The organism is Rahnella sp. 1L-D-7-B-C2, from assembly GCF_057290995.1.
The window spans coordinates 53,541-67,013 of record NZ_JBXAVQ010000016.1 but is presented as its reverse complement, the minus strand read 5'-3'; the positions used below and the strand labels follow the sequence as shown (position 1 = coordinate 67,013).

Below are 13,473 nucleotides of genomic sequence, written 5' to 3'. Positions count from 1 at the left end.
CAGAACACTATTATGGCAAAGAAATTACCCAAAACTGATGTGGTGGTGATCGGGCTCGGCTGGGCCGGATCCATCATCGCCAATGAACTGTGCGACGAAGGTCTCAACGTGGTGGCGATCGAACGCGGCCCGTGGCGCGATACCGCACGCGATTTTAACGTGGCTACCGTAACCGATGAACTGCGCTACAACTCGCGCCAGGAACTGATGTTACGCACCCGCCAGAACACCATCACCATCCGTAACAATCCGGCGCAAACCGCGCTGCCGATGCGCGAATGGGGTTCGTTCCATCCGGGCAACGGTACCGGCGGTGCAGGCAACCACTGGGCGGGCATCACCTTCCGCTTCCAGCCGGATGAGTTCCGCCTGAAAAGCCATCTGACTGAACGTTACGGCGCAAATGCCATTCCCGAAGAGCTGGTGTTACAGGACTGGGGCACCGACTGGGACGAAATGGAGCCACACTACGCGTCATTCGAACGTCTGGCCGGGGTCTCAGGGAAAGCCAGCAACGTGAAAGGCGAGCATCACGAAGGCGGCAATCCGTACGAAGGTATGCGCTCGATTGAATATCCGACCCGCCCGATGGAACAACCTTATGGCCCGACGCTGTTCGCCGAAGCCGCGCGCAATATGGGTTACAAAGCGTTCCCGGTACCCTCTTCGCTAATTTCAGAGCCGTACACCAACCCGCTCGGCGTGAAAATGGGGCCCTGTACTTACTGCGGTTTCTGCACCAACTACGGCTGTGCCAACTACTCGAAAGCCAGCGCCATCACCACCGTGTTACCGGCATTGATCCGCAAAGAGAATTTCGAAGCGCGCACCAACTGTGAAGTCATGCAGGTACTGACCGATTCCACCGGCAAACGCGCCACCGGCGTGGTTTACATCGACTCCTCCGGCGACGAGTGGGAACAACCGGCGGATCTGGTTATCGTCAGCGCGTTCACCTTCGAAAACGTGCGCCTGATGCTGCTCTCCGGCATCGGCAAACCTTACGATCCGGTCAGCCTTTCCGGCACCACCGGACGTAACTACGCCTATCAGACTGCCAACGGTGTGCAGCTGTTTTTCGATGACAAAAACTTCAACCCGTTCATCGGCGCAGGCGCGGTCGGGATGGGCATCGACGATTTCAACAACGATAACTTCGATCACAGCGGTTTAGGTTTCTTCGGCGGCGGCAGCATCCGCGTTACGCCAATCGGCGGCGCGCCAATCGGCTATCGCCCTGTGCCACCGGGTACGCCGAAATGGGGATCCGAGTGGAAAAAGGCCACGGTGGCCAACTATCTCAGCTCGATGTCGATAGGTTGCGAGGCCAGCAGCTACACAACTAAAACCAACTATCTTTCACTCGATCCAAACTACAAAGATCGTCTTGGCCGCCCGCTGTTGCGCGTCACCTTCGATTTCCCTGAGAACGACCTGAAAATGGCCGCATATTGCACCGGTAAAGTCGCCGAGATCGCTAAAGCGATGAACCCGCGTCAACTGGTCGCAAACCCAATGAAAGGCCACTGGAACGGCACGCCTTATCAGTCTTCCCACGTGGTCGGCGGATTTGTGATGGGCGCGGATCCGTCTACCAGTTCGGTGAACAAACACCTGCAAGTCTGGGACGTACCCAACCTGTTTGTGGTCGGCGCCTCCGCCTTCCCGCAAAATCCGGGTTATAACCCGACCGGCACCGTCGGTGCGCTGGCATTTAAAGCGGCTTACGCGATCCGTAATTACTACCTGAAAAAGCCGGGAGAGATGATTGCATGAAGAACTTAACCTCATTCTCACTCGGATTACTGGCGCTGAGCGTGTCAGGTCTGGCGCATGCGGCGGGCGACGGCTCTTTTGAACAGGTTGAACGTGGTCGCTATCTGGCAACGGTCGGTGACTGCGCGGCATGCCACACGGCCTCGACGCCGGACGCCAAACCCTTCGCCGGTGGCGTGCCGATCGAAACGCCGTTTGGCCGTTTAGTCGGCGCGAACATCACGCCGGATGCGGAAACCGGTATTGGTAAATGGAGCTTTGATGACTTCCAGCGCGCCATGTCTGAAGGTATCGGCCACGGTGGCAAGCGTCTGTATGGCGCGATGCCGTTTACTGCGTACACCAAAGTGACCCGTGATGATAACGCCGCCATCTGGGCGTATCTGCAAACCCTGCAACCGGTGCATCACGAAGTTGAAACCAACCAGCTGCCGTTCCCGTTCAATGTGCGCACCAGCCTGATGGGCTGGAACTGGCTGAACTTTAACAAAGGCGAATTCAAACCGCAGATGGATAAATCCGCAGAATGGAATCGCGGCGCGTACATCGTTGAAGGACTGGGACACTGCGGCACCTGTCACACACCGAAAAACATGATCGGCGGTGACAAAGACAGCGAGTTCCTGCAGGGTGCGGTGGTCGAAAACTGGGTCGCACCGGATATCACCAGCAATAAGCACACCGGTATCGGCAACTGGACGCAGGAAGATCTGATGCAATATCTCAAAACCGGTGTAAACCGCTTTGATATCGCCTCCGGCCCGATGGCGGAAGAAGTGACCAATTCGTCGCAACACTGGACGGATGCGGATCTGAAAGCCGTCGCGGTGTATCTCAAAGACAGCGGCCATGACAGCGGCAACCGTGCGCCGGAACCGGTGAAAACCAATGACAGCGCCATGACTGCCGGTAAACATATCTACGCCGACCGTTGTTCTGCGTGCCACACACCAGACGGCAAAGGTCAGGAAGGATTGTTCCCGCGCCTGGCGGATTCTGCTCTGATTAATCAGACCAACGCGACGTCACTTATTCACGTGGTGCTCGCGGGCAGCCGCCCGGTCGCCACCGACACTAAACCGACGGCGCCATCGATGCCGTCGTTTGATGCCAATATGAGCGATGCAGACGTGGCAAATGTGCTGACCTACATTCGTAACAGCTGGGGAAATGCCGCTGCGCCGGTATCAGCTTCGGACGTGAAAGATGTGCGCGCCGATCTGAAGAAATAAAAACGTTTTAATCAACATGACAAAGGCCGCTTTCGCGGCCTTTCTTTTTGTCACTCATTTATCAATTAACTGTTACAGAGTATTTTCTCAATGCTGAGACGGCATCTGCATTATCTGCACAAGTAAATGATCATTATTCTGGCTGAGTTGTACCAGATGTTTACACTCGACTTTAATCGCCGTCAGCTGATCGTCAGTCAGGGAATACGGGAGCGTAATATCGATGTTGTACATGCCCTGCTGTTCTGCCAGTTCTATCAGACGAACGATATTGGTTTCATCGCTGACCTGAGTGGAAACCACCTGAAGTGCCAGCGCCCGCAGAGACTCTTGTTTCGATTTATCTTTTTGAGAGCGGGATTTCAATACCATGCCGAAAAACGGCATCACACCATAAATGGCGTCAACGAAACTCCATTTCTTTTTGCAGGATGCGGACAAATATTCCATATAGTCAAAGGATGCTTTCTGACTGCGCGCATCGGGTACCAGGCGGTTTTCATTCATCCCCTCTTCCTCTTCCTGGTCAGGGTCTAGCCATTGAACGTCTGAGTTGAACGTGCGAAGGTGTGCTCGGATTTATTCCGCAAATCAATGCATATAGACACAATTATTCCTCTGTATAATGGCATAGTTCACCGATACTTTTCCAGTCGGTTCAGGCGCTTTCATTGTGTGACTGTAGTAGGCTGAAAGCACAAACACCCAAAATTCAGATTTTGTCGCCAGAATCCCCCGAATTGTGGAATTCATGCCGCAAGAGTCATTACGTCCCATAGCGTCCGCCGCGCGCTCACGCTATGCTAACCACCGGATTTTTAACAGCAGCAAGCCAATGAATAAAATCGTTTTTGTAGAAGATGATGCTGAAGTCGGCAACCTGATTGCCGCCTATTTAGGCAAACATGATATCGACGTGCTGGTTGAACCCCGCGGCGATACGGCGCAGGCAAGAATAGAGAAAGAAAAACCCGATCTGGTTCTGCTGGATATCATGCTGCCCGGCAAAGATGGCATGACGCTATGCCGTGATTTGCGCCCGGTGTTTCCCGGCCCGATTGTCCTGCTGACTTCGCTCGACAGCGACATGAACCACATTCTGTCACTGGAAATGGGCGCCAGCGATTACATCCTGAAAACCACGCCGCCCGCTGTCTTACTGGCGAGACTACGGCTGCACCTGCGACAGAATCCGTCGCAATCTACGCAAAATGAACAACCGGTTCAGACGCTGACCAGCGGCAACGCCCTGCACTTCGGTCAGTTGTGTATTGACCCGGTCAACCGTCAGGTAACGCTGGTGGATGAAACCATTGTGCTGTCGACCTCTGACTTTGATTTGCTGTGGGAGCTGGCAACGCACGCCGGGCGCATTATGGATCGCGAAGCGCTGCTGAAAAACCTGCGCGGCGTGAGCTACGACGGGCTGGATCGCAGCATCGACGTGGCGATTTCCCGCCTGCGCCGCAAGCTCTACGACAACACCCTTGAACCTTTCCGTATCAAAACGGTGCGCAATAAAGGCTATCTGTTTGCCCCGAACGCCTGGGAGTCACTGACGGAATGAGAAAGCTTTTCGTCCAGTTCTTTCTGTTACTGCTGGTCTGTTTTATGGTCATGGCGATGCTCGTCGGGCTGGTGTACAAAGTCACCGCCGAGCGCACCGGCCGTCAGTCCATGAATGACCTGATGAAAAGCTCGCTGTATCTGATGCGCAGCGAACTCAGGGAAATTCCGATCAAAGACTGGAATAAGACCATCAATACGCTGGATCTTAACCTGTCATTCAAACTGCACATCGAACCGCTCGGCAAACGCAAACTCAGCCCCGAACTGGATAAACGCCTCAAAGACGGCGAAATCATTGCCCTCGATGATGAATACACCTTTATTCAGCGCGTGCCGCGCAGCCATTACGTACTGGTGGTCGGCCCGATCCCCTATCTTTTCTATATGCACGAAATGCGGCTGCTGGATCTCGCGCTGCTGATGATCATCGGCCTGTCGCTGGCGCTGCCGGTCTTTCTGTGGATGCGCCCGCACTGGCAGGATTTGCTGCGCCTCGAGAACTCGGCGTTGCGCCTGGGCAACGGACATCTTGATGAACGGGTGAATTTTGATTCCGCCTCGAGCCTGACGCGGGTCGGCGTGGCGTTCAACCAGATGGCGGACAACATCAGCACGCTGATCGCCAGTAAGAAACAGCTGATCGACGGCATCGCCCACGAACTTCGTACCCCGCTGGTGCGCCTGCGTTACCGGCTGGCGATCAGTGAAAACCTGCCTGAATCTGAACAAAACGCCATTAACCGTGATATCGGCCAGCTTGAAGCGTTGATCGACGAACTGCTGACCTACGCGCGCCTCGATCGCCCGCAGGTTGCGCTGCATCTCGAAAAAGTGAATCTGGCCGACTGGCTTGAAGACAAAGTGGACGATTTCCGGCTCATTAATACCGGGCGCAGCATCGCCTACGATGCACCGCAAAACATCGATTTCGGCGGTGTAGATTTGCGGCTGATGGAGCGCGTGCTGGATAACTTAGTCAACAACGGACTGCGCTATTCGCAGGAAACGTTGCGCATCAGCCTGTGGCTGGACGGCGAAACCGCCTGTTTACAGGTTGAAGACGACGGGCCGGGTATTCCGCCGGAAGCACGTCTGCGCATCTTCGAGCCGTTTGTGCGTCTTGACCCAAGCCGTGACCGCGCCACCGGCGGCTGCGGGCTGGGGCTGGCCATCGTACATTCTATTGCCGTCGCCTATCAGGGCCGCGTCGCCGTCGATAGCAGCCCGCTGGGCGGTGCCAGCATGCGTTTCAGCTGGCCGGTAAAACCGACTTTCAATCTGGCTGTAGAACAGTCCGACTCACACCATGAAGGGAGCTAATAATGACCATCGCGTATAAAAAATTGCACGACACCTTCGCCCGTTTATCCCGTTTCGGCCATTTATCTGCGATTGCCGGCTGGGATGCTGCGGCCATGATGCCGCCACAGGGCGGACAGGCGCGTTCAGAAGCCCTTGCGGAACTGAGCGTGTTGACGCATCAGATACTCACGGCGAAACAAGTCGGTGAATGGCTGGAACAGGCCAGCGGCGAGCAGCTTAACGACGTGGAACAGGCCAACCTGCGCGAAATGCGTCGTCATTACCAGCAGGCGGCTCTGCTGCCTGAAAGTCTGGTGCAGGCAAAATCGCTGGCCGGTGCGCGCTGCGAGCAAGCCTGGCGCATTCAGCGTAAATCCAACGACTGGGAAGGTTTTGCGGAAAACCTGAAAGAGGTGGTGAAACTCAGCCGTGAAGAAGCGCAGTTCCGCGCTGAAGCCGCGGGTATCAGCCGCTACGACGCCCTGCTCGATTTGTACGAACCGGGCATGACGTCGCAGAAACTCGACACGCTGTTCGGGGATCTGAAAACCTGGCTGCCGGATTTGTTGCAGACCGTGGTCGAGAAGCAGAAAACAGAAAGCCGCATTGCACCGCAGGGGCCCTTTGACATCGAGAAACAACGTCAGCTCGGCCTGAAAGTAATGGGCCGTCTGGGCTTTAATTTCGACGCCGGTCGTCTGGACGTCAGCGCCCACCCGTTCTGCGGCGGCGTGCCTGAAGATGTGCGCATTACCACACGCTATAACGAAGATGAATTCCTCAGCGCTATGATGGGTGTGATTCATGAAACCGGTCATGCACGTTACGAGCAAAACCTGCCAAAGGAGTGGCTTGGCCAGCCGGTTTCTAACGCGCGTTCCATGGGGGTTCACGAATCCCAGAGCCTGTTGTTTGAAATGCAGCTCGGTTGCAGCGAACCTTTCCTTAAATCCGTCTATCCGCTGGTCATTGAGCAGTTCGGTCAACGTCCGGGTCTGGATGAAAGTAACTTCATGAAGCTGAACCAGCGCGTCCAGCCGGGCTTCATCCGTGTCGATGCTGATGAACTTAGCTATCCGGCTCACGTGATTCTGCGTTATGAGATCGAAAAAGCGCTGATGGAAGGCGAAATTGAAGTCGATGATATTCCTGGCTTATGGAACAGCAAGATGAAGGAATATTTGGGCATTGATACCGTTGGAAATTACCGGGACGGCTGTATGCAGGATATCCACTGGACCGACGGCGGCTTTGGCTACTTCCCGACTTACACACTCGGCGCGATGTATGCTGCACAGCTGTTCCAGTGCGCCAATAAAGCAATCCCGACCTTGCAAGATGATATCGCCCGCGGCGACCTGACGGCGTTGTTCCAGTGGTTACAGCAGAATATCTGGCAGCATGGGAGCCGGTTTACCACTGACCAGTTGATGAAGAACGCCACCGGGGAAACGTTAAATCCGGCGTATTTCAGGGCTCATTTGGAAAATCGATACCTGTAATGGGTGGGCGGCATGTAGCCGTTTGCTTTGCTCCTCCCCCTGCGAAGGGGGAGGCCGGGTGGGGGTATGGCTGGCAATAAACTGGTTAAAACACTTTAACCTTTTGATTTAACGTTAATACCCCACCCCAACCCTCCCCTTCGCAGGGGAGGGAGCGGCCCGAGTACTGTTTTACGCAGGCACCGCCTGGCGGCGAGCCCAAGGTCTTGACCTTAAAGTTGAAACCCAAAGATAACACCTTGTTGTTATTGAATTCCCCCTTGTACATTCCGTTACACGCCGAAACCAATCACTCACGGACAACCTCATTCCTCACGCCTATTATTCTCTCACCGGCCCCGCAGTGGGGCAGACACATAAACTAAAATTCTTGAGGAATGACACATGAAAAAAGTATTAGCTCTGGTTGTAGCCGCTGCAATGGGCCTGTCTTCTGTCGCTTTCGCTGCTGAAACTACTGCAACTCCAGCGCCAGCTGCAACAACAACGACGACGGCTGCTCCTGCTACCAAGCACGTAACCAAACACAAGACTCATAAGAAAGTAGCTCAGAAAGCTCAGGCTGCTAAAAAACACAAAAAACACGCTAAGAAAGCAGCACCCGTAGCTCAGAAAGCTCAGGCTGCTAAAAAACACGTGAAACACGCTAAGAAAGCAGCACCCGTAGCTCAGAAAGCCCAGGCTGCTAAAAAACACGTGAAACATGCTAAGAAAGCAGCACCCGTAGCTCAGAAAGCCCAGGCTGTTAAAAAACACGTGAAACATGCTAAGAAAGCTGCTCCGGCTGCAAAAGCTACCCCAGCAGCATAAGACGTACTAAGAAGTCTTTGTGAGCGTATCCACTCACCATTATCAAGACTGATGATTTAACACCCGGTTCGCCGGGTGTTTTTTTCTCCGGTTTCTATCTTGAGGTACTGATGGAAGATGCTGCGCCGCTACCTGTTCGAAATCACCCTGTGCTCTCTGATCCTTTGCGGTCTGATCACCCTGTTCTTCTACTTCTGAAGTTTTGAAGCCCGCTGAGATGATGCTCGTTATCTGCTAAAAAGATTGAGTTTTCAGACAAATATATCCATGTCCAAAGATAACCGTCTATAATCGTTCCATAATAACGGGTTTACGGGTTCTCCCTGTTTTCAAGGTCAGAATGTTATGCGCATCGCATTACCTTTGTTTTTGTGCTTTTTCTGTTTTACCGCCAGTTCCCTCGCCCATGCTGATTCCCCGGATGATGCAGACGACGACGCACCTTCCATCTCCGTTAAAGAAAAAACCGCCCTGTTTTTTGGTCACGATCAGCGCCAGCCCGTTGCGAATGCATCGCACTGGCCGTGGCAGGCTATCGGGCAAATTGAAACCGCCAGCGGTAATTTATGTACCGCCACCCTGATTTCCAAACATCTGGCCTTAACCGCCGGTCACTGCGTCCTCGCGCCGCCGGGTAATATCGATAAAGTCATCGCCCTGCGTTTTATTTCTCATAATCAGAAATGGCGTTATCAAATTACTGCGCTGCAAACGCTGGTGGACCCTGCATTAGGCAAAAAACTGAAAGCCGATGGCGACGGGTGGATTGTGCCGCCAAAAGCGGCGTCTTATGATTTTGCGCTGATCCGTCTGACTGACGAAAAGCTGGCATTACCGATTAAGCCGCTGCCTTTGTGGGAAGGATCGCGTGACATTCTCACCGCCCTTCTCAAAAAGGAAGGTCGGAAAGTAACCCAGGCTGGATACCCTGAAGATCATCTGGATGATTTGTATGTTCATCAGGATTGTCTGGTCACCGGATGGGCACAACCGGGAGTATTATCGCACCGTTGTGACACGCTGCCAGGCGACAGCGGTTCACCGTTACTGCTCAAAAATGCTGACGGCTGGTCTCTGGTGGCGATTCAAAGTTCAGCCCCCGCGGCGCAGGACAGATATCTGGCCGATAACCGCGCGCTGGCCGTTCCTGCGATTCGCGATGCGCTGAATACACTCTCTTCCGGCGCCATCGCTGCGAGCACACCGACAACGCCTGCGACTCAGTAATCCTCAGGGTGTACCCAATCTCAGAGACAAAAAAACCGCCGAAGGCGGTTTTTTAATGTATCACTACACCAGCTGTTCCATAGTCTGAAGGATCCTTTTATCAGAAATCGGATACGGCGTCCCCAGCTGCTGCGCGAAGTAGCTGACGCGCAGCTCTTCGATCATCCAGCGCACTTCTTTCACGTCTTCACTTTGCTGTCGCACCGGCGGCAGTTTATTCAGCCACTGCTGCCACTGTTTCTGGATGCTTTCTACTTTGAGCATCTGCGCGCGGTCACGATGCGGATCCATCGCCAGTTTATCCATCCTACGCTCGATAGCGTGGAGGTATCGCAATGTATCCGGCAGACGTTTCCAGCCGTTTTGCGTAACAAAACCACGGTAAATCAGCCCTGACATCTGCGATTTAATATCAGAAAGCGCCAGCGCCATAGTGATATCAATCCGCCCCTTCAGCCGTTTATTGATGTTGAAAACGGTGGTCAGGATCTGCTCGACCTGAATGGCGATTTGTACCACGGCATCGTTGAGATTAGCGCGTACGTGCTCATGCAGTTTTGCGAAATCCTCTTCACGCCAGACTAATCCACCGGATTCAGCGATGAGTTTGTCGATACCGCATGAGATACAGTCGTCAATTAAATCAAGCACTTTACCGTACGGGTTAAAATACAAACCGAGTTTGGCTTTGTTAGGCAGTTTGTCATGCAGATATTTAATCGGTGACGGAATGTTCAGCAGCAGTAAACGGCGCATCCCGCCCCACATGGCCTGTTGCTGTTCAAGTTCGCTGTCAAACAAGCGGATGGCGATACTGTCTTTTTCATCAACAATCGCCGGATAGGCTTTTACTTCATAGCCACCGCGCTTTTGCTCATAACGTTCCGGCAACGTGCCGAAACTCCAGACGTGCAGGTCACGCTGCTCGATGCCGTCATCCGCTACGGCGGAAAGCGTTTGCTGCACCTGTTCTTTCAGGCCGGATTTCAGCGCCGTCAGGTCTTTGCTTTCACGCAACGTTTTGTTTTTATCATCAACGATGCGGAACGTCATTTTAAGATGATCGGGGACCTGATCCAGCTGCCAGTCTTCGCGTGACAACGTCACTCCGCTCATCTTACGCAATTCCCTTTCCATCGCATCCAACAAAGGCATTTCGAACGGTTTGATGCGCCCCATTAGTGCATCCGCATAGTTTGGCGCAGGAACAAAGTTACGGCGTAACGGCTTAGGCAGTGATTTAATCAGCGCCATAATCAGCTCGCGGCGAATACCAGGGATCTGCCAGTCAAAACCTTCTTCGCTGACCTGATTAAGCAGAGGCAGCGGGATATGCACCGTGACACCGTCGGCATCAGTGCCTGGTTCAAACTGATAGGTGACCCGCAGTTTGATGTTGCCCTGATGCCAGAAATTGGGGTAATCATGGGCGCTGATATTGCCCGCGCCCTCTTTGATCAGCATGCTTTTTTCGAAGTTCAGGCTGTCCTGCGGCTGCGTTTTCCACCAGGTATCGAAGTGGCGGCCTGAAACGACGTCCATGCCGACGCGCTGTTCGTAGAACAAGAACAGCGTCTCTTCGTCCACCAGAATGTCGCGGCGGCGGGATTTGTGTTCCAGCTCCTCGACTTCGCTACGTAAACGCAGATTAGCGCGGAAGAATGCGTGACGTGTTTGCCAGTCACCTTCCACCAGTGCATGACGGATAAACAGCTCGCGCGACACAACCGGATCGATGGTGCCATAGTTAACGCTGCGCGCCGCGACAATCGGCAGGCCGTACAGCGTGACTTTTTCCGTTGCCATCACCGCGCCCTGCGCTTTTTCCCAATGCGGTTCACTGTAACTGCTTTTCGCCAGATGCTGCGCCAGCGGTTCGATCCATTCTGGTTCGATACGCGCGGCGATGCGCCCCCACAGGCGGCTGGTTTCCACCAGTTCAGCGACCATCACCCATTTTGGTGGCTTCTTAAATAAACCGGAGCCAGGGAACACCGCAAAGCGGGCATTACGGGCACCGGTATACTCCTGTTTATCCGCGTCTTTCTGGCCAATGTGCGACAGCAACCCGGTCAACAGCGCGCAGTGAATGCTGCGATAATCCGCCGGTTCACTGTTGATTCGCAGTCCAAGTTCTTTCACGACCTGACGCAGCTGGGTGTAGATATCCTGCCATTCGCGCACGCGCAGATAGTTAAGAAAATCGCTGCGGCACAGTTTGCGAAATTGCGCCGAGCTCAGTTCTTTTTGCTGTTCTTTCAGGTAGTCCCACAAATTCACGAACGCCTGGAAGTCGGAATCTTTATCGGCAAACCGGCGATGTTTCTCGTCGGACGCCTGCTGTTTGTCCATCGGACGCTCGCGCGGATCCTGAATCGACAACGCCGACGTAATGATCATCACTTCGCGTACACAGCCGTTTTTCTGCGCTTCCAGCACCATGCGTGCCAAACGTGGATCCACCGGCAACTGAGCCAGCTGACGGCCAAGCGGCGTCAGAGAATAGCGGCCATCGACGGCGTTATTGATAGCGTTCAGTTCTTCGAGCAGACGCACGCCGTCCTGAATATTACGTTTATCCGGCGCTTCGACGAACGGGAACGCGGCGATATCGCCAAGCCCCAGCGAAGTCATCTGTAAAATGACAGACGCCAGATTCGTGCGCAGAATTTCCGGGTCGGTAAATTCAGGGCGCGAGAGGAAATCCATCTCCGAATAAAGACGGATACAGATCCCCTCAGAAACACGGCCGCAACGGCCTTTACGCTGGTTGGCGGAAGCCTGCGATACCGGCTCGATCGGCAGGCGCTGCACTTTGGTGCGGAAGCTGTACCGGCTGATGCGTGCCGTGCCGGGATCGATAACGTACTTGATGCCTGGCACCGTCAGTGAGGTTTCTGCCACGTTGGTCGCCAGCACAATACGGCGGCCGGAATGCGACTGGAACACACGATTCTGCTCGCTGTTCGACAATCGCGCATACAGCGGCAGGATCTCGGTGTGCGGCAAGGCCAGACGGTTCAGCGCATCGGCGGTATCGCGGATTTCACGCTCACCGCTCATGAAAATCAGGATATCGCCCATACTTTCGCGGCCAAGCTCATCCACCGCGTCAAAAATCGCCTGCAGCTGGTCACGGTCGGTGTCATCGGCGTCATCAACAATCGGGCGATAACGCACGTCGACCGGATAAGTGCGGCCTGACACTTCAATGATCGGCGCATTGTTGAAATGGCGCGAAAAGCGCTGCGGATCGATGGTCGCCGAGGTAATGATGACTTTCAGATCCGGGCGTTTCGGCAACAGCTGGCGCAGATAACCGAGGATAAAGTCGATGTTCAGACTACGTTCATGCGCTTCATCGATGATCAGCGTGTCGTACTGCATCAGCATGCGGTCCTGCTGAATTTCCGCCAGCAGAATACCGTCGGTCATCAGCTTGACCAGCGTATTCTCGCTGACCTGATCGTTAAAGCGGACTTTATAGCCGACGGTGTTACCCATCGTGGTATCGAGCTCATCGGCAATACGGTTGGCAACGGTACGCGCCGCCAGACGACGCGGCTGCGTATGGCCGATCACGCCTTTGATACCGCGCCCTAACTCCATACAAATTTTTGGGATCTGCGTGGTTTTACCCGAGCCGGTTTCACCCGCGACGATCACCACCTGATGGTCACGGATGGCGTTAAAAATGTCTTCTTTCTTTTGGCTGACCGGCAGATTCTCCGGATAGCTGATCTTTGGTCGTGACGCTTCACGTGAGCTGACTTTTTTACGGCTTTCGTCGATTGCAGCCTGAATTTCGGCGCTGAGCGCATCAGTCGCCTGAGGATTGGCGTTTTCGTTAAAGGTCTTTTTGGCACCCTGCAAACGACGTTGCAGACGTTGCCGGTCACGTAGCATCAGCCCGTCTAACTGCGCTGATAATGCCGCGAGCGGTGATTTCACGTTCGATATTCCTTGTTGCAAGTCAGACGACCCGCTGTCGATAAAGAGGGGACGGCTGAATTTGAAATGATTTGAGGCGGGTTAACGCTTGCCTGTTTGCTGAT

10 protein-coding genes are annotated in these 13,473 nt (G+C 54.1%); 8 read left to right on the top strand and 2 right to left on the bottom strand.

Annotation, left to right across the window (positions count from 1 at the left end; all coding sequences use genetic code 11):
• The first annotated feature begins 12 nt into the window (after positions 1-12).
• Both AC0Z7K_RS19850 and AC0Z7K_RS19845 read left to right on the top strand, forming a co-directional pair.
• Entirely contained in the window at positions 13-1,776 is a 1,764-nt protein-coding gene (locus AC0Z7K_RS19850) for a GMC family oxidoreductase (RefSeq protein WP_413528920.1), read from the top strand.
• Complete coding sequence (locus tag AC0Z7K_RS19845; RefSeq protein WP_485615601.1) at positions 1,773-3,008, top strand: c-type cytochrome; 1,236 nt, start codon at positions 1,773-1,775, stop codon at positions 3,006-3,008. Before AC0Z7K_RS19850 ends, AC0Z7K_RS19845 begins: the two co-directional genes overlap by 4 nt.
• Positions 3,009-3,095: 87 nt before the next feature.
• Here AC0Z7K_RS19845 and AC0Z7K_RS19840 read toward each other — a convergent pair whose 3' ends face one another.
• Positions 3,096-3,515, bottom strand: a complete 420-nt coding sequence (locus tag AC0Z7K_RS19840) for a hypothetical protein (protein WP_485615600.1) — start codon at positions 3,513-3,515, stop codon at positions 3,096-3,098.
• 328 nt (positions 3,516-3,843) lie between these two features.
• On the opposite strand from AC0Z7K_RS19840, the gene rstA reads away from it, so the two are divergent.
• The 6 genes from rstA to AC0Z7K_RS19810 all read left to right on the top strand — a co-directional run bounded on the left by rstA (position 3,844) and on the right by AC0Z7K_RS19810 (position 9,418).
• Entirely contained in the window at positions 3,844-4,575 is a 732-nt protein-coding gene (gene rstA / locus AC0Z7K_RS19835; protein ID WP_413528923.1) for a two-component system response regulator RstA, read from the top strand.
• Entirely contained in the window at positions 4,572-5,897 is a 1,326-nt protein-coding gene (gene rstB / locus AC0Z7K_RS19830; protein ID WP_485615599.1) for a two-component system sensor histidine kinase RstB, read from the top strand. Before rstA ends, rstB begins: the two co-directional genes overlap by 4 nt.
• Positions 5,898-5,899: 2 nt before the next feature.
• On the top strand, positions 5,900-7,381 hold the full coding sequence (locus AC0Z7K_RS19825; RefSeq protein WP_485615597.1) for a carboxypeptidase M32: 1,482 nt from the start codon (positions 5,900-5,902) through the stop codon (positions 7,379-7,381).
• Between the two features lie 384 nt (positions 7,382-7,765).
• Positions 7,766-8,191, top strand: a complete 426-nt coding sequence (gene asr / locus AC0Z7K_RS19820; RefSeq protein WP_485615596.1) for an acid resistance repetitive basic protein Asr — start codon at positions 7,766-7,768, stop codon at positions 8,189-8,191.
• A gap of 117 nt (positions 8,192-8,308) precedes the next feature.
• A complete protein-coding gene (gene ydgU, locus AC0Z7K_RS19815) occupies positions 8,309-8,389 on the top strand; it encodes a small membrane protein YdgU (RefSeq protein WP_455567028.1) in 81 nt (26 codons plus the stop codon).
• Between the two features lie 147 nt (positions 8,390-8,536).
• Entirely contained in the window at positions 8,537-9,418 is an 882-nt protein-coding gene (locus AC0Z7K_RS19810; protein WP_413528928.1) for a trypsin-like serine peptidase, read from the top strand.
• A 63-nt stretch (positions 9,419-9,481) separates the two neighbouring features.
• On the opposite strand, the gene hrpA is transcribed toward AC0Z7K_RS19810, so the two are convergent.
• Complete coding sequence (gene hrpA, locus AC0Z7K_RS19805) at positions 9,482-13,369, bottom strand: ATP-dependent RNA helicase HrpA (protein WP_413528929.1); 3,888 nt, start codon at positions 13,367-13,369, stop codon at positions 9,482-9,484.
• Positions 13,370-13,473: the final 104 nt, after the last annotated feature.